The sequence below is a fragment of the Stutzerimonas sp. S1 genome, assembly GCF_025966695.1.
Classification (GTDB): domain Bacteria; phylum Pseudomonadota; class Gammaproteobacteria; order Pseudomonadales; family Pseudomonadaceae; genus Stutzerimonas.
In genome coordinates this window covers 68532-84360 of sequence record NZ_JAOEIY010000008.1, presented here as the reverse complement: position 1 = coordinate 84360, position 15829 = coordinate 68532, and the positions used below count along the sequence as shown (strand labels likewise).

At 65.9% G+C, this 15829-nt stretch carries 15 protein-coding genes; 10 read left to right on the top strand and 5 right to left on the bottom strand.

Annotated elements, in window-relative coordinates:
- Positions 1-58: 58 nt before the first annotated feature.
- Together N8H22_RS18035 and znuA are read right to left on the bottom strand one after the other, a co-directional pair.
- On the bottom strand, positions 59-2209 hold the full coding sequence (locus tag N8H22_RS18035; RefSeq protein ID WP_264591885.1) for an adenosylcobalamin-dependent ribonucleoside-diphosphate reductase: 2151 nt from the start codon (positions 2207-2209) through the stop codon (positions 59-61).
- Positions 2210-2419: 210 nt separating this feature from the next.
- The gene (gene znuA / locus N8H22_RS18030) at positions 2420-3454 is read right to left on the bottom strand and encodes a zinc ABC transporter substrate-binding protein ZnuA (RefSeq protein ID WP_264591884.1); all 1035 of its coding nucleotides are present in this window, start codon (positions 3452-3454) and stop codon (positions 2420-2422) included.
- Between the two features lie 64 nt (positions 3455-3518).
- Here znuA and zur point away from each other — a divergent pair, with 64 nt between their 5' ends.
- The 4 genes from zur to N8H22_RS18010 are packed head-to-tail and all read left to right on the top strand — an operon-like array spanning position 3519 to position 6063.
- Positions 3519-4004, top strand: coding sequence for a zinc uptake transcriptional repressor Zur (gene zur, locus N8H22_RS18025; protein ID WP_045666923.1), 486 nt, complete (start codon positions 3519-3521; stop codon positions 4002-4004).
- Positions 4001-4771, top strand: a complete 771-nt coding sequence (gene znuC / locus N8H22_RS18020; RefSeq protein ID WP_015278931.1) for a zinc ABC transporter ATP-binding protein ZnuC — start codon at positions 4001-4003, stop codon at positions 4769-4771. The genes zur and znuC overlap by 4 nt, the downstream gene beginning before the upstream one ends.
- Positions 4772-4783: 12 nt before the next feature.
- Positions 4784-5569 (top strand): zinc ABC transporter permease subunit ZnuB, encoded by a 786-nt coding sequence (gene znuB / locus N8H22_RS18015; RefSeq protein WP_264591883.1) that lies wholly within the window; start codon positions 4784-4786, stop codon positions 5567-5569.
- Positions 5566-6063: a M48 family metallopeptidase gene (locus tag N8H22_RS18010; protein WP_264591882.1), complete on the top strand. Its 498-nt coding sequence runs from the start codon at positions 5566-5568 to the stop codon at positions 6061-6063. The genes znuB and N8H22_RS18010 overlap by 4 nt, the downstream gene beginning before the upstream one ends.
- A 180-nt stretch (positions 6064-6243) precedes the next feature.
- Here N8H22_RS18010 and katE read toward each other — a convergent pair whose 3' ends face one another.
- Positions 6244-8379, bottom strand: a complete 2136-nt coding sequence (gene katE / locus N8H22_RS18005; RefSeq protein WP_264591881.1) for a catalase HPII — start codon at positions 8377-8379, stop codon at positions 6244-6246.
- A gap of 265 nt (positions 8380-8644) precedes the next feature.
- Between katE and N8H22_RS18000 the strand changes: the two genes are divergently transcribed.
- Genes N8H22_RS18000 through N8H22_RS17990 form a run of 3 tightly spaced genes read left to right on the top strand, consistent with a single transcriptional unit; the run spans position 8645 to position 11149 of the window.
- A complete protein-coding gene (locus tag N8H22_RS18000) occupies positions 8645-9652 on the top strand; it encodes a methionine ABC transporter ATP-binding protein (protein ID WP_264591880.1) in 1008 nt (335 codons plus the stop codon).
- On the top strand, positions 9652-10317 hold the full coding sequence (locus tag N8H22_RS17995; RefSeq protein WP_264591879.1) for a methionine ABC transporter permease: 666 nt from the start codon (positions 9652-9654) through the stop codon (positions 10315-10317). The genes N8H22_RS18000 and N8H22_RS17995 overlap by 1 nt, the downstream gene beginning before the upstream one ends.
- Positions 10318-10375: 58 nt before the next feature.
- Positions 10376-11149, top strand: a complete 774-nt coding sequence (locus N8H22_RS17990; RefSeq protein WP_264591878.1) for a MetQ/NlpA family ABC transporter substrate-binding protein — start codon at positions 10376-10378, stop codon at positions 11147-11149.
- A 76-nt stretch (positions 11150-11225) separates the two neighbouring features.
- On the opposite strand, the gene N8H22_RS17985 is transcribed toward N8H22_RS17990, so the two are convergent.
- Entirely contained in the window at positions 11226-12209 is a 984-nt protein-coding gene (locus N8H22_RS17985) for a zinc-dependent alcohol dehydrogenase family protein (protein WP_264591877.1), read from the bottom strand.
- Between the two features lie 96 nt (positions 12210-12305).
- On the opposite strand from N8H22_RS17985, the gene N8H22_RS17980 reads away from it, so the two are divergent.
- Entirely contained in the window at positions 12306-12731 is a 426-nt protein-coding gene (locus tag N8H22_RS17980; protein WP_264591876.1) for a VOC family protein, read from the top strand.
- 6 nt (positions 12732-12737) lie between these two features.
- On the opposite strand, the gene N8H22_RS17975 is transcribed toward N8H22_RS17980, so the two are convergent.
- Positions 12738-13274 (bottom strand): gamma carbonic anhydrase family protein, encoded by a 537-nt coding sequence (locus N8H22_RS17975; RefSeq protein WP_264591875.1) that lies wholly within the window; start codon positions 13272-13274, stop codon positions 12738-12740.
- Positions 13275-13499: 225 nt separating this feature from the next.
- Here N8H22_RS17975 and prlC point away from each other — a divergent pair, with 225 nt between their 5' ends.
- Together prlC and N8H22_RS17965 are read left to right on the top strand one after the other, a co-directional pair.
- A complete protein-coding gene (prlC, locus tag N8H22_RS17970) occupies positions 13500-15551 on the top strand; it encodes an oligopeptidase A (protein WP_264591874.1) in 2052 nt (683 codons plus the stop codon).
- Positions 15548-15826 (top strand): YheV family putative zinc ribbon protein, encoded by a 279-nt coding sequence (locus N8H22_RS17965; RefSeq protein WP_264591873.1) that lies wholly within the window; start codon positions 15548-15550, stop codon positions 15824-15826. Before prlC ends, N8H22_RS17965 begins: the two co-directional genes overlap by 4 nt.
- The last annotated feature ends 3 nt before the right edge of the window (positions 15827-15829 follow it).

Here is a 15829-nt window from a genome sequence, read left to right as displayed (position 1 = left end):
TTGCGCTGGCTGCCTCGCTTACGTTTTTAGAAGTGCCCTATTCAGTTGGCGGCCCGGCTCAGTACTTGCCGTAGTAGCCTTCTTTGAGGGCATCGAACAGGTTGGCGGCAGTGTTCACCTCGCCGTCGTACTCGACTTCCTGATTGCCCTTGAGCTCGACCACGCTGCCGTCCTCGAGGGTGAAGCGGTACAGGGTCTTCTCCAGATCGGCTTCCTTGACCAGCACGCCCTGGAACGCCGCCGGGTTGAAGCGGAAGGTGGTGCAGCCCTTGAGGCCCTGGCGCCAGGCGTAGCGGTAGATGTCCTTGAACGCGTCGAACGGGTAGTCGGTCGGTACGTTGGCGGTCTTGGAGATCGACGAGTCGACCCACTTCTGTGCGGCGGCCTGGATGTCGACGTGCTGGGTCGGGCTGACGTCATCGGCAGTGATGAAGTAGTCCGGCAGCTTCTCGCCCGACTCGTCGGAACCTGGCTTGGCGCGCTCGTTGATCAGCGTGCGATAGGCCAGCAGCTCGTAGCTGAACACCTCGATCTTTTCCTTGGCCTTGCGGCCCGGGCGGATCAGGTTGCGCGAGTAGTGGTGGGCGAAGCTCGGTTCGATGCCGTTGGAGGCGTTGTTGGCCAGGCTCAGGCTGATGGTGCCGGTAGGCGCGATGGAGCTGTGGTGGGTGAAGCGCGCACCCTGCTCGGCCAACGCCTCGATCAGCTCCGGCGCGTACTCGGCAATTTTCTGCATGTAGCGCGAGTACTTGGCGTGCAGCACGCGGCCGGCAACCTGGTCGCCAATCTTGTAACCGTCCTTGGCCATCTCCGGACGCTTGCGCAGCATCTCGGCGGTGACTTCGAAGGTCTGGCTCAGCAGCGGTGCTGCACCTTTTTCCTTGGACAGTTCCAGCGCCTGTTCCCAGCCGACCAGTGCCATCTCGCGGGCAACTTCTTCGGTGAACACGCAGGCTTCCGGGCTGCCGTAACGCAGCTTGAGCAGGGTCAGCGTCGAACCGAGGCCGAGGAAACCCATGCCGTGGCGGCGCTTGCTTTCGATCTCGTGGCGCTGCTGTTCCAGCGGCAGGCCGTTGATCTCGACGACGTTGTCGAGCATGCGGGTGAAAACGCGCACCACTTCGCGGTACTTGTCCCAGTCGAAGCGCGCATCGGCGCCGAACGGGTCGACGACGAAGTGGGTCAGGTTGATCGAGCCCAGCAGGCACGAGCCGTAGGGCGGCAGCGGCTGCTCGCCACAGGGGTTGGTGGCGCGGATGGCTTCGCACCACCAGTTGTTGTTCAGCTGGTTGACGCGGTCGATGAGGATGAAGCCCGGCTCGGCATAGTCATAGGTGGAGACCATGATCATGTCCCACAGGTGCCGCGCCTTGACCCGCCCGTAGATCTTGCAGGCGACCAGGCCGTCGTCGCGCACGATGTAGTCGTCGTGCACCGGCCATTCGCGCCAGAGCACGTGCTCGGCGTCGTTCAGGTCCAGCTCGGCCGCTTCCTTAGCATGCACCGGGAAGATCAACGGCCATTCACCGTCGGCTTCCACCGCCTGCATGAACTCGTCGGTGATCAACAGGCTCAGGTTGAACTGGCGCAGCCGGCCGTCCTCGCGCTTGGCACGGATGAACTCGCGCACGTCGGGGTGGCCGACTTCGAAGGTGCCCATCTGCGCACCGCGGCGGCCTCCGGCCGAGCTCACGGTGAAGCACATCTTGTCGAAGATATCCATGAACGACAGCGGGCCGCTGGTGTGCGCGCCGGCACCCGAGACGAAGGAGCCGCGCGGGCGCAGGGTGCTGAACTCGTAGCCGATGCCGCAGCCGGCTTTCAATGTCAGGCCGGCCTCGTGGACCTTGCCGAGGATGTCGTCCATCGAGTCGGTGATGGTGCCGGAGACGGTGCAGTTGATGGTCGAAGTCGCCGGCTTGTAATCCTGCGCGCCGGCGTTGGAGATGATCCGTCCGGCCGGGATGGCACCATTGCGCAGCGCCCAGAGGAAGCGTTCGTACCACTGCTCGCGCTGCTTGGCCGGCTCGACGTCGGCCAGAGCACGGGCGACGCGCTGCCAGGTGGCATCGACACTGTCGTCGATCGGCGTGCCGTCCTTGCTGGTCAGGCGGTACTTCTGCGCCCAGATGTCCTCGGAAGCCGCCTGCAAGGCGATACCGGCGGTGGTTTTACTGTCTGCCGCGATCGGCCCGTCCGTCTTCGCCATGCGCTGCGCATCCTCGTGAGAAAAAGGGGAAAAAAGAAAGCACGCACGATAGGCGAAAACGCGAAAAAAAACACATGACGCGCATCAATTAGCCGGAGCCGGCCCCCCTTTTTCAACGCCGCGCCGACGGTCGGCGCCAACGCTCAGAAAACCCTCGCGCCACCTCCAAAGACCGCGTCAAGGCGCAGGACAGAGCGCCCCGCGCTACGCTCAGAGCGACTCCAGGCAGTCTGCCAGGGTGTTGCCCAAGCCTTCGAGCAGCTGTTCGTAGCCGTGTGCATTCGTGGCCAGTCCTACACCCAGCACATCCAGTTCAGCCATCTTCACCGGCAATCCGGCGGTCAGCGTTTCGGCCAGGCGCGGGCGTGCCGGCGGTTCGCTGAATACGCAGCTCGGCCCGGCCTGCTGCAGGCGCTCGCGCATCGCCGCCACATGCCGCGCGCCCGGCTGCGCCTCGCCACCGGCGCTGAACACGCCGGCATGGCGCAGACCGTAGGCGGCCTCGAAATAGTCATAGGCCTCGTGGAAGACGAAGAACGGCTTGTTCTGCACCTTGGCGAAACGCTGCTTGAGGCGTGCGTCGAGCGCCTCGATGCGCTGGGCGAAGGCCGCCGAGTTGGCCTGGTAGCGCTGTGCGTTGGCCGGGTCGGCCGCGGCCAGGTCAGCGGCCATGCGTTCTGCGATGATCAGGGCGTTGGCTGGCAGCAGCCACAGGTGCGCATCGAGCGTCCCCGGGCGATGGTCGTGGTCGTGCTCGTCGGCAGGCGCGGTCTCGCCATGCAAAGCCTCTTCCTGCCCGTGAGCATCATGGTCATGGCCGTCGTGATCGTCGTGATCGTCGTGATCGTCGTGATCGTCGTGATCGTCGTGATCGTGATGTTCAGCCTCGTCGTGCGCGTGCGCATCACCAAAACGACGCAGGGTCAGCTGCGGCAGGTCCTGCACCGCCACGGTCGTGCCTTCACGAGCGCTCAGTGCGCGCGGCAGGAAGCTCTCCAGATCCGGGCCGATCCAGTAGAACAGCTGCGCATCGCGGATACGCCGTACGTCGGACGGTCGCAGCGAGTAATGATGCGCCGAAGCGCTGGCCGGCAGCAGAACGTCAGGCTCACCGACGCCATCCTGAACCGCCGCGGCGATCAGCTGCAGCGGCTTGATGCTGGTCAGCACGCGGACTTCGGCGTGGGCGGACGCGGCGCCAGCAACCAGCGCCGCGAGCAAGGGAAGGGAAAAAAGACGATTCACGGGCGTCACTCGTACGGGGGGAATTGGTACATAATAACGTCTCTACCCCAACACGTCGCCGCTCATGTCCAAGACCCCGCTGGCCTGTACGCCCCACGACCATGACCATTGCGTCAGCCACGCGCTGGCCGAAGCCGACAGCCTCTGCGCGCGCCAGGGCGTACGCCTGACCGCCCTGCGCAAGCGTGTGCTGGAGCTGGTCTGGCAAAGCCACAGGCCGCTCGGCGCCTACGACATCCTCGCCGTACTGAGCGAGCAGGATGGCCGCCGCGCCGCGCCGCCCACCGTCTACCGCGCGCTGGATTTCCTGCTGGAGAACGGCCTGGTGCATCGCATCGCGTCGCTCAACGCCTTCATCGGCTGCAACCATCCGGAGCATCCGCACCAGGGCCAGTTCCTCATCTGCCGGCACTGCCACACCGCCATCGAACTCGAGCAACGCGCCATCGCCGAGGCCATCGACAGCGCCGCCGGCAGCGTCGGCTTCGCCGTCGAGGGGCAGACCGTGGAAGTGGTCGGCCTCTGCTCGAACTGCCGGAAAGCCGCATGAGCGAGGTGCTGCTGCGGCTGGATGACATCCACGTGCGCTTCGCCAACCAGAACGTGCTGGAAGGCGCGCAACTGCAGGTGCATCGCGGCGAGATCGTCACCCTGATCGGCCCCAACGGGGCCGGCAAGACCACGCTGGTACGGGCCGTGCTGGGCCTGCTGAAACCCGATCGCGGCCAGGTCTGGCGCAAGCCGAAGCTGCGTGTCGGCTACATGCCGCAGAAGCTCCACGTGGACCCCACCCTACCCTTGTCGGTGCTGCGCTTTCTGCGTCTGGTGCCCGGCGTCGATCGCGCCCGCGCCCTGGCGGCACTGGGTGAAGTCGGTGCCGAACACGTGATCGACAGCCCGCTGCAGAAGATTTCCGGCGGCGAGATGCAGCGCGTGCTGCTCGCCCGCGCCCTGCTGCGCGAGCCGGAGCTGCTGGTGCTCGACGAACCGGTGCAGGGTGTCGACGTGTCTGGCCAAGCCGAGCTGTACCGCTTGATCGGCGTGCTGCGCGACCGCTACGGCTGCGGCGTGCTGATGGTTTCCCACGATCTGCACCTGGTGATGAGCGCCACCGATCAGGTGGTCTGCCTCAATCGCCACGTCTGCTGCTCGGGTCACCCAGAGCAGGTCAGCAGCGACCCGGCCTTCGTCGAGCTGTTCGGCCAGGACGCGCGCAGCCTGGCGATCTACCACCACCAGCACGATCACAGCCACGACCTGCACGGCAGCGTGGTGATCGGCAAACCCCACGTCCACGGCCCGAACTGCAAGCACTAGACAGAGCATCAGATGCCCGATTTCCTTCTCAATGCCCTGCTCGCCGGCCTCGCCCTGGCGCTGGTCGCCGGCCCGCTCGGCTCCTTCGTCGTCTGGCGGCGCATGGCCTATTTCGGCGACACCCTGTCCCACGCCGCGCTGTTCGGCGTCGCCCTCGGGCTGATGCTCGACATCAACCTGACCCTGGCGGTGACCGTCGGCTGCGTGGTGCTCGCCCTGCTGCTGGTGACCCTGCAGCAGCGCCAGCCGCTGGCCTCGGACACGCTGCTCGGCATCCTCGCGCACAGCACGCTGTCGCTGGGGCTGGTATCGCTGAGCTTCATGGATGACGTGCGCATCGACCTGATGGGCTACCTGTTCGGCGACCTGCTCGCCGTCGGGCCGAGCGATCTGGCCTGGATCATAGGCGGCAGCGCCCTGGTGCTGCTGATGCTGGTCCCGCTGTGGCGGCCGCTGCTGGCGATCACCGTGCACGAGGAGCTGGCCAAGGTCGAGGGCCTGCCGGTGGCCGGCATCCGCCTGGCGCTGATGCTGCTGATCGCGGTAGTAATCGCCGTGGCGATGAAGATCGTCGGCGTACTGTTGATCACCTCCCTGCTGATCATCCCCGCCGCCGCCGCGCAGCGCCATGCGCGCACGCCGGAGCAGATGGCGCTGGGTGCGAGCCTGCTGGGCATCGTCGCGGTGTGCCTGGGGCTGACGCTGTCCTGGTACGAGGACACCCCGGCCGGGCCGTCCATCGTGGTCAGCGCCGCCGCGCTGTTCCTGCTCAGCTTCGCCTGGCCGAAGCGCGCATGACCGATCTCAAGTACCTGCGTGGCTACCCTGAGCCGCTGCTGGCCCAGGTGCGCCAGCTAATCGCCGAGGATCGCCTGGGCGATTACCTCGCACGGCGCTACCCTGGTCGGCACCAGGTGCAGAGCGACAAGGCGCTGTACGGCTACGTGCAGCAGCTCAAGCAGGACCACCTGAAAAGCGCACCGCCGATCGACAAGGTGCTCTACGACAATCGCCTGGACCTGACCCACCGCGCGCTGGGCCTGCATACCGCGGTGTCACGGGTGCAGGGCGGCAAGCTCAAGGCGAAGAAGGAAATCCGCGTCGCCGCGCTGTTCCGTGAGGCGGCGCCGGAGTTTCTGCAGATGATCGTGGTGCACGAGCTCGCCCACCTGCGTGAGAGCGAGCACAACCGTGCCTTTTACAAGCTGTGCGAACACATGCTGCCGGGCTACGGGCAGATCGAGTTCGACCTGCGGCTGTTCCTGCATTGGCGGGAGCTGCAGAGCAGCTGACGAGGCGCCCGGCGTGGATGGCTTCGGCCATCCACCCTACGTCCCGCTCGCGACGAAACCTGCGTAGGGTGGAAAACTCGCGAAGCGATTTTCCACGCGTCAGTGCCTGGTTTCGCCTCATGCCGGACCTGGCGCCTCATCCGCGCGGATGGCTTCGGCCATCCACCCTACGCTGACCCGTTACGCCGGGATCGCCGCCGCCGCGGCCTCACGCGCCCACACCCGGTGCTGACCGAGCGCCTGAGCGAAGTTGCCGAATACCGCATCGACGTCATCACCTTCTAGCAGTCCGGCATCCGGGCTGAGGTTCAGCGACGCCAGCAGCGGCCGTGCCGCACCGAGCACCACAATGGGTTTCAGGTGCTTGTAGGCCTCCAGCACGTAGTGCTTGGCCTCGCCGGACTTGGCCATGGCCGCCGCCGCATCGGCACCGCCGGGGACGAACACGGCGTCGAACATCACCGAGGGCATACCGTCCATCGCGGCGTCGACCGGCAGCATCTGGCCGTCCGCCGTTTTCACCGGGGCCGGCGACGGGCCGATGATCTTGGCCAGCGCGCCCTGCTCCGCCAGCTTGGCCTTGAAGGCGTCGATCGCCGCGCCATCGACGCCGTTGGCCACCAGAATCGCGATCTTGCGTGACTTGATATTGCCCGGCACGTGGTTCATCAAGCTCAGCGCCGGAGAACTCTGCGGGGTTGGCGTCTTCGGTGTCACGGTCGGCGCGCTCGGTGCCGGCAGGCCAAGGTTCTCGGCCACGCGGCGAGCCAGCTCCATATCGATGTTGGCGAGGATCTCGTTGACCTGACGCTCGCGGATTAACACCCGCTCCACCTTGCCCAGCTCGAAGGTATAGGCGCCGATGATGTGCTCCTTCTCCGGCTCGCTCATGCTGTTCCAGAACAGCGTGGCCTGGGAGAAATGGTCGCCGAAGGATTCGCTGCGGTTGCGGATCTTGTGCCCCTCGACACGCTCCGGATAGCTCTCGAAGCCGCCGCCCTGGGCCGCCGGCGGGGTTTCCTTGGGCCAGCCGCTGTCGATGGAGTTGGGCTCGTAGTTGGCGCGGCCCTTGTGGATGGTCTGGCGGTGGAAGGCGTCGCGCTGGTTGTTGTGGAACGGACACAGCGGACGGTTGATCGGGATTTCGTGAAAATTCGGTCCACCGAGTCGCAGCAGCTGGGTGTCGGTGTAGGAAAACAGCCGGCCCTGCAGCAGCGGGTCGTTGGTGAAGTCGATGCCCGGCACGATATGGCCAATGTGGAAGGCGGCCTGCTCGGTCTCGGCGAAGAAGTTGTCCGGGTTGCGGTTGAGGGTCATCTTGCCGAGCTTCTGTACCGGCACCAGCTCCTCGGGGATGATCTTGGTCGGGTCGAGCAGGTCGAAGTCGAACTTGTGCTCGTCGGCCTCCTCCACCACCTGCACGCCCAGCTCCCACTCGAAGTAGTCGCCCATCTCGATGGACTCCCACATGTCGCGGCGATTGAAGTCCGGGTCCTTGCCGGCAATCTTCAGCGTCTCGTCCCAGACCAGCGAGAAGGCGCCGGCGACCGGCTTCCAGTGAAACTTGACGAAGCGGCTGACACCCTCGGCGTTGATCAGGCGGAAGGTGTGCACGCCGAAGCCTTCCATCGCCCGGTAGCTGCGCGGCAGGGCGCGGTCGGACATGGTCCAGAGCACCATGTGTGCGGACTCAGGCGTCAGCGAGACGAAATCCCAGAAGGTATCGTGGGCCGACTGCGCCTGCGGTATCTCATTGTGCGGCTCGGGTTTGACCGCATGGACGAAGTCCGGAAACTTGATCGCGTCCTGAATGAAGAACACCGGCATGTTGTTGCCGACCAGGTCGAAGTTGCCCTCGTCGGTGTAGAACTTGGTGGCGAAGCCGCGCACGTCGCGCACGGTGTCCGCCGAGCCGCGCGAGCCCTGCACGGTGGAGAAGCGCACGAATACCGGGGTTTCCTTGCCTTCGGCGGCGAGGAACGAGGCCTTGGTCAGCCAGCTGTGGTCAGCGTAACTCCTGAACACACCATGAGCGGCCGAGCCGCGCGCGTGGACGATACGCTCGGGGATGCGCTCGTGGTCAAAGTGGGTGAGCTTCTCGCGCATGATGAAGTCTTCGAGCAGCGAGGGCCCACGGCCGCCGGCCTTGAGGGTGTTCTGGTTGTCGGCGATCTTCACGCCCTGATTGGTGCGCAACGCCTCGCCGGTGGCGTCGCTGCGAAACGCTTCCAGCTGATCGAGCTTGGCATTGTGATTGGCGCGGTCGACGGTATCGGTGCCGGCGAGCTCGCTCTGTTTGGGGGTCTTGTGCGTCATGATGGGCCTCGGTTAGCGGGTGAGCTGAACCGCGAACGATCGGGCCATGATCTGGACCTGATACGTGATCGATTCACGGCGTACCGGTTAGTGACCCCGCCAATCGCCGCAAGGTTGCCCACTGCAACGATTTGCTTTGCCTATGAGCGCCATGGATTTGCTCAATCGCACCGGCGCAGGCGAGCGACCTCTACGCCAAACGGGTAGAATGCCCGGCTTTCGCCGAATATCCCGGCAACGAACGTCGCACCCACAAGGTTCGCCCGTGATCGAATTCCATCAAGTCCACAAAACCTATCGGACCGGCGGCAGAGACGTCCCCGCCCTGCAGCCAACGCAGCTGGAGATCGCCTCCGGTGAAGTCTTCGGCCTGATCGGCCACTCCGGCGCCGGCAAGAGCACGCTGCTGCGCCTGATCAATCGCCTCGAGGAGCCGTCCGGCGGGCGCATTCTGGTCAACGGCGAAGACGTCACCGCACTGGATGCCGACGGCCTGCGCCGCTTCCGCCAGCGCGTCGGCATGATCTTCCAGCACTTCAACCTGCTGATGTCCAAGACCGTGGCGGACAACGTCGCCATGCCGCTGCGCCTGGCCGGCATCCGCTCGCGCAGCGAGATCGACGCCCGCGTCGCCGCTCTGCTCGAGCGCGTCGGCCTCGCGGACCATGCGCACAAGTACCCGGCGCAGCTCTCCGGCGGGCAGAAGCAGCGCGTCGGCATCGCCCGCGCGCTGGCCACCGAGCCGAGCATCCTGCTCTGCGACGAGGCCACCAGCGCACTGGACCCGCAGACCACCGCGTCGGTGCTGCAACTGCTGGCCGAAATCAATCGCGAGCTGAAGCTGACCATCGTGCTGATCACCCACGAGATGGACGTGATCCGCCGCGTCTGCGACCGCGTCGCGGTGATGGACGCCGGTGCCATCGTCGAACAGGGGCCGGTCACCGAGGTGTTCCTGCACCCCAAGCACCCGACCACCCAGCGCTTCGTGCTGGAAGACGAGGCGATGGACGAAAGCGAGCTGCACGACGATTTCGCCCACGTGCCGGGCCGCATCCTGCGCCTGACCTTCCAGGGCGACGCCACCTACAAGCCGCTGCTAGGCACCGTCGCCCGTGAAACCGGGGTCGACTACAGCATCCTGTCCGGGCGCATCGACCGCATCAAGGACACCCCCTACGGCCAGCTCACCCTGGCGCTGATCGGCGGTGACATGAACGCAGCGATGACCCGCCTGCAGGCGGCGGACGTGCATGTGGAGGTATTGCGCTGATGGATGCTCTGTTCACCAACGTAGATTGGTACGAAATCTGGCTGGCCACGCTGGACACCCTGCTGATGCTCGGCGGCTCGCTGCTGTTCACCATCCTGCTTGGCCTGCCGCTGGGCGTGCTGCTGTTTCTCTGCGGTCCGCGCCAGCTGTTCGAAAACGCGCTGCTGTATGCCGCGCTATCGTTCGTGGTCAACGTACTGCGCTCGCTGCCGTTCATTATTCTCCTGATCGTGATGATCCCCTTCACCGTGCTGATCACCGGCACCTCGCTGGGCGTGGCCGGGGCGATTCCGCCGCTGGTGGTAGGCGCTGCGCCCTTCTTTGCGCGCCTGGTGGAGACCGCGCTGCGCGAAGTGGACCGCGGCATCATCGAGGCCACCCAGGCGATGGGCGCGACGACGCGGCAGATCATCTTCAGCGCATTGCTGCCGGAAGCGCGTCCGGGCATCATCGCCGCCATTACCGTCACCGCCATCACCCTGGTGTCCTACACCGCGATGGCCGGTGTGGTGGGGGCCGGCGGCCTCGGCGACCTGGCCATCCGCTTCGGCTACCAGCGCTTCCAGACCGACGTGATGGTGGTCACCGTGGTCCTGCTGCTGGTGCTGGTGCAGGTGCTGCAAAGCGTCGGCGACCGGCTGGTCACCCATTTTTCGCGCAAATAAACCGCAACCAGGGCGAGCGAACCATCGCACCCCGCTCAACTCCTGAAGGAACCGAACGATGAAGAAACTGATTGCCGCCCTGGCCACCGTTGCCGCTTTTTCCGCGCAGGCTGCCGAGACCCTGACCGTCGCCGCCACCGCCGTGCCGCACGCCGAGCTGCTGGAATTCGTCAAGCCGCAACTGGCCGAGCAGGGCGTCGAGCTGAACGTGAAGGTGTTCACCGACTACGTGCAGCCGAACATCCAGGTCGCCGAGAAGCGTCTGGACGCCAACTTCTTCCAGCACCAGCCATACCTGGATGAATTCAACAAGGGCAAGGGCACCGAGCTGGTCAGCGTCGCCGGTGTGCACATCGAACCCTTCGGTGCCTACTCGAGCAAGGTCAAGTCGCTGGACGAGCTGCCCAGTGGCGCCACCGTGGTCATTCCCAACGACGCCACCAATGGCGGCCGTGCCCTGCTGCTGCTGGCCAAGGCCGGCGTGATCACGCTGAAGGATGGCGCCGGCATCACCGCCACGCCGAAGGACATCGCCGAGAATCCGAAGAACATCAAGATCCGCGAACTGGAAGCCGCGACCCTGCCGCGCGTGCTGACCCAGGTCGACCTGGCACTGATCAACACCAACTACGCGCTGGAAGCCAAGCTGAACCCGACGCAGGACGCCCTGGTCATCGAAGGCAGCGATTCTCCGTACGTGAACATCCTGGTCGCCCGTCCGGACAACAAGGACAGCGACGCCATGCAGAAACTGGCCGCCGCGCTGCACAGCGAAGAAGTGCGTCAGTTCATTCAGGAAAAGTACAAGGGTGCCGTCGTTCCGGCGTTCTGACCGTGACCGCGTTGTCCTGAACAAACCCCGCCTCGGCGGGGTTTTTCGTTTGCGGGCTCTGCCATCACGCCGACCGTCAGGGCACCAGCACCGCCGCGCCCTGGAAGCGCCCATGGCGCAGGTCATCCAGCGCCTGGTTGGCCTGCTCCAGCGGGTAGGCATGGGTTTCGGTGTGGATGCCGACCTGGGCGGCCACCGGGAAGAAGTCCAGGCCGTCCTGACGGGTCAGGTTGGCCACCGACACCACTTCGCGCTCCTGCCAGAGGATGTCGTAGGGGAAGCTCGGAATGTCGCTCATGTGGATGCCGGCGCAGACCACCCGCCCGCCCTTGCGCACGGCACGCAGCGCCGCCGGCACCAGTTCGCCGGCCGGTGCATAGATGATCGCCGCATCCAGCGGCACCGGCGGCGGCGCGCTCGAATCGCCGGCCCAGACCGCGCCCAGCGAACGGGCGAAGTCCTGTGCGGCCACATCACCCGGGCGGCTGAAGGCGTAGACATCGCGCCCCTGCCAGCGCGCCACCTGCATGACGATATGCGCCGCGGCGCCGAAACCGTACAGGCCCAGACGCTTGCCATCGCCGGCCTTGACCAGCGAGCGCCAGCCGATCAGCCCGGCGCAGAGCAGCGGCGCCAGCGCCACGGGGTCGCCCTCCTCGCCGAGGGCAAAGGCGAAGCGTGCGTCGGCCACCACGTATTCGGCGTAGCCGCCGGGCCGGGTGTAGCCGGTGAATTGCGGCGCGTCGCAGAGATTTTCCTCGGCATGCTGGCAGTAGCTGCAGGTGCCGCAGGTGTGCCCCAGCCAGGGAATGCCGACCTGCTGGCCCAGCTCGAAGCCGGTCACGCCCTCGCCCAAGGCATCGACCCGCCCGACGATCTCGTGGCCTGGAATGATCGGCAGCGGCGCCGCCGGCAATTCGCCGTCGACCACGTGCAGGTCGGTGCGGCAGACGCCACAGGCCAGCACCCGCACGCGAACCTCACCAGGCCCCGGTTGCGGCGCAGGCAGCTCGCGCAGCTGCAAGGGTTGGCCAATCTGTTCCAGCAACATGGCGCGCATCGACGGCTCTCCTTTCGTCTGCGTTCTGCTGAGCGTAGGCCGATCGGCGGAAAAAGGCTCTAGACTCGAAGCGTCCCATGCTCAGGAATGCCATCTATGACGCTTTCGCCCTTCCACCTCGCCATTCCCGTCTATGACTTGGCCGCCGCCCGCGCCTTCTACGGCGAGACGTTCGGCTGCGCCGAGGGCCGCAGCAGCGAACACTGGGTGGATTTCGATTTCTTCGGCCACCAGCTGGTGATCCACGAAGCGCCGAAGATGCCGCATCAGGAGGCGGCGCACAGCAATCCGGTGGACGGCCACGACGTACCGGTGCCGCACTTCGGCGTAGTGCTCGGCTGGGAGCAGTGGCAGGCGCTGGCCGAACGGCTGCAGGCGCGCAGCACGCGCTTCGTCATCGAGCCCTATGTGCGCTTCCAGGGCCAGGTCGGCGAGCAGGCCACCATGTTCCTGCTCGACCCCTGCGGCAATGCACTGGAATTCAAGGCATTCAAAGACATGAGCCAGCTGTTCGCCAAGTGAGCCGGATCAGCCGCGCTCGGCGAGGTGCTGGTCCTTGAGCTTGACGTAGTTGCCGGCGGTATAGCTGAAGAAGCTGCGCTCCTTGTCGGTCAGCGGGCGCGCCTGCTTCACCGGGCTGCCGACGTAGAGGTAACCCGATTCCAGCGTCTTGCCCGGCGGGACCAGGCTGCCAGCGCCGATGATCACCTCGTCCTCGACCACCACGCCGTCCATCACGATCGAACCCATGCCCACCAGGATGCGGTTGCCCAGGGTGCAGCCGTGCAGCGTGACTTTGTGGCCGACCGTGACCTCGTCGCCGATGGTCAGCGGAAAGCCGTCCGGGTTGTACGGCCCGGCGTGGGTGATGTGCAGCACGCTGCCGTCCTGGATGCTCGAGCGCGCGCCGATGCGGATGCGGTGCATGTCGCCGCGGATCACCGTGAGCGGCCAGACCGAGCTGTCGGCGCCGATTTCCACATCGCCGATGACCACGGCGGACTCATCGACGAACACGCGCTCGCCCAGTTGCGGCGTGCGGTTTTGGTAGCTGCGTATCGCCACGATAGAAACCTCTTTGGCTGCGGGAAGGGTCGATTGTAATTAAGATGGCCAGCATTGCCGCTGCGGACCCGGGCTGAGCAGCATGCCGCCCGCCGTGGTCAGAGTAACAACCGGCCGACCGGCGTTGAAAAAGCACGGCAGCGCGTCCATCTAGGACATCTGCCTGCCACGTCCGGCCTCGCTCCAGCGAGCGGCCTGCAATCCTCTTCGTCACAAGGTGTCCCCGTGAGCGCGAACAATCCCCTGCTGCAACAATTCGACCTGCCGCCCTATTCCGAAATCCGTCCGGAGCACGTCGAGCCGGCCGTCGACACCATCCTCGGCGACAACCGCGTGGCGATCCAGGAGCTGCTCAGCCGCCCGGCCGAAAGCCTGGACTGGCAGACTCTGGTGGTCGGGCTGGACGAGCTGAACGATCGCCTCGCGCGGGCCTGGGGGCCGGTCGGCCACCTCAACTCGGTGTGCAACAGCCCGGAGCTGCGCACCGCCTACGAGGCCTGCCTGCCCAAGCTGTCGGCCTACTACACGGAACTCGGGCAGAACCGCGACCTGTTCGAGGCCTACCAGGCGCTGGCCGCGAGCCCTGCGGCGGCCAGCTTCGAAGTGGCGCAGAAGACCATCCTCGAGCATTCGCTGCGCGACTTCCGCCTGTCCGGCATCGACCTGCCGCCGGTCGAGCAGCAGCGTTTCGGCGCCATCCAGATGAAGCTCGCCGAGCTCGGCAGCAAGTTCTCCAACCAGCTGCTGGACGCCACTCAGGGCTGGACCCGCCATGTCACCGACGAAAGCCTCTTGGCCGGCATCCCCGATTCGGCCAAGGCGCAGATGGCCGAGGCGGCCAAGGCCAAGAGCCTCGATGGCTGGCTGATCAGCCTGGAATTCCCCAGCTACTACGCGGTGATGACCTACGCCGATAACCGCGACCTGCGCGAAGAGGTCTACGCCGCCTATTGCACCCGCGCCTCGGACCAGGGCCCGAATGCCGGGCAGTTCGACAACGGCCCGGTAATGGAAGAAATCCTCACGCTGCGCCACGAGCTGGCGCAGCTGCTGGGCTATGGCAACTTCGCCGAGCTGTCGCTGGCGACCAAGATGGCCGAATCCACCGAGCAGGTACTGAGCTTCCTGCGTGACCTGGCAGTGCGCAGCAAGCCGTTCGCCGAACGCGACCTGGCCGAACTGCGCGCCTTCGCCGCCGAGCAGGGTCTGGACGACCTGCAGAGCTGGGACCTGGGCTACTACGCTGAAAAGCTGCGCCAGCAGCGCTATAGCCTCAACCAGGAAGAGCTGCGCGCCTACTTCCCGATCGACAAGGTGCTCTCCGGGCTGTTCGCCATCGTCGAGCGCCTGTACGGCATCCAGATCCAGGAGCTGGAAGGCTTCGACGGCTGGCACCCGGACGTGCGCCTGTTCGAGATCATCGAGAACGGCGAGCACGTCGGGCGCTTCTTCTTCGACCTCTACGCGCGACCGAACAAGCGCGGCGGCGCCTGGATGGACGGCGCCCGCGACAAGCGCCGCACCGCCGACGGCACGCTGCAGACGCCGGTGGCCAATCTGGTCTGCAACTTCACCCCGCCGGTGGGCGAGCGCCCGGCGCTGCTGACGCACGATGAAGTCACCACGCTGTTCCACGAATTCGGCCACGGCCTGCACCACCTGCTGACCCAGGTCGAGCACGCCGGCGCCTCGGGCATCAACGGCGTGGCCTGGGACGCGGTCGAGCTGCCGAGCCAGTTCATGGAGAACTGGTGCTGGGACCCCGAGGGCCTGGCGCACATCTCCGGCCACTACCAGACCGGCGAGCGCCTGCCGCAGGACAAGCTGGACATGATGCTGGCGGCGAAGAACTTCCAATCCGGCATGATGATGGCGCGCCAGCTGGAGTTCTCGCTGTTCGATTTCGAGCTGCACGCCACCCACGGCGACGGTCGCAGCGTGCTGGACGTGCTCGAGCACATCCGCGACGAGGTCTCGGTGATGCGTCCACCGGCCTACAACCGCTTCCCCAACAGCTTCGCGCACATCTTCGCCGGCGGTTACGCGGCTGGTTACTACAGCTACAAGTGGGCGGAGGTGCTGTCGTCCGACGCCTTCTCGCGCTTCGAGGAGGAAGGGGTGTTCAACGCCGAGACCGGCCGCGCCTTCCGCGAGGCCATCCTGGCGCGTGGCGGCTCCCAGGAGCCGATGGTACTGTTCGTCGATTTCCGAGGCCGCGAGCCGTCCATCGACGCCCTGCTGCGCCACCTCGGGCTGGTAGCGGAGGCCGCGGCATGAGCAACGAAGTATCTCGAGTCACCACCAAGCGCTTCATCGCCGGGGCCGTATGCCCGGCGTGCAGCGCCAGCGACTGCATCAAGATGTGGGACGTCGACGGCGTGCCGCATCGCGAATGCGTGATCTGCGGCTACGCCGACACCCTCAATGCCCAGGGCCAGTCGGTGCCGATGGAGCTGGGCACGCGGGTCAACAAGGTTCAGCCCAAGCCGGCCAACCCGCAGGTGCAGTCGGTGCAGTTCTTCCCCAATCCGAAGTTGAAGAAGCCCGAGTAATCG

Bases quoted from the DNA above. Each gene is read 5' to 3' on its own strand.
- N8H22_RS17980 (WP_264591876.1), top strand. From the start codon at position 12,306: ATGACGCTTTCGCCCTTCCACCTCGCCATTCCCGTCTATGACTTGGCC.
- N8H22_RS18010 (WP_264591882.1), top strand. From the start codon at position 5,566: ATGACCGATCTCAAGTACCTGCGTGGCTACCCTGAGCCGCTGCTGGCC.
- N8H22_RS17990 (WP_264591878.1), top strand. From the start codon at position 10,376: ATGAAGAAACTGATTGCCGCCCTGGCCACCGTTGCCGCTTTTTCCGCG.
- znuC (WP_015278931.1), top strand. From the start codon at position 4,001: ATGAGCGAGGTGCTGCTGCGGCTGGATGACATCCACGTGCGCTTCGCC.
- N8H22_RS17965 (WP_264591873.1), top strand. From the start codon at position 15,548: ATGAGCAACGAAGTATCTCGAGTCACCACCAAGCGCTTCATCGCCGGG.
- N8H22_RS18035 (WP_264591885.1), bottom strand. From the start codon at position 2,209: ATGGCGAAGACGGACGGGCCGATCGCGGCAGACAGTAAAACCACCGCC.
- N8H22_RS17985 (WP_264591877.1), bottom strand. From the start codon at position 12,209: ATGCGCGCCATGTTGCTGGAACAGATTGGCCAACCCTTGCAGCTGCGC.
- znuB (WP_264591883.1), top strand. From the start codon at position 4,784: ATGCCCGATTTCCTTCTCAATGCCCTGCTCGCCGGCCTCGCCCTGGCG.
- katE (WP_264591881.1), bottom strand. From the start codon at position 8,379: ATGACGCACAAGACCCCCAAACAGAGCGAGCTCGCCGGCACCGATACC.
- zur (WP_045666923.1), top strand. From the start codon at position 3,519: ATGTCCAAGACCCCGCTGGCCTGTACGCCCCACGACCATGACCATTGC.
- N8H22_RS17995 (WP_264591879.1), top strand. From the start codon at position 9,652: ATGGATGCTCTGTTCACCAACGTAGATTGGTACGAAATCTGGCTGGCC.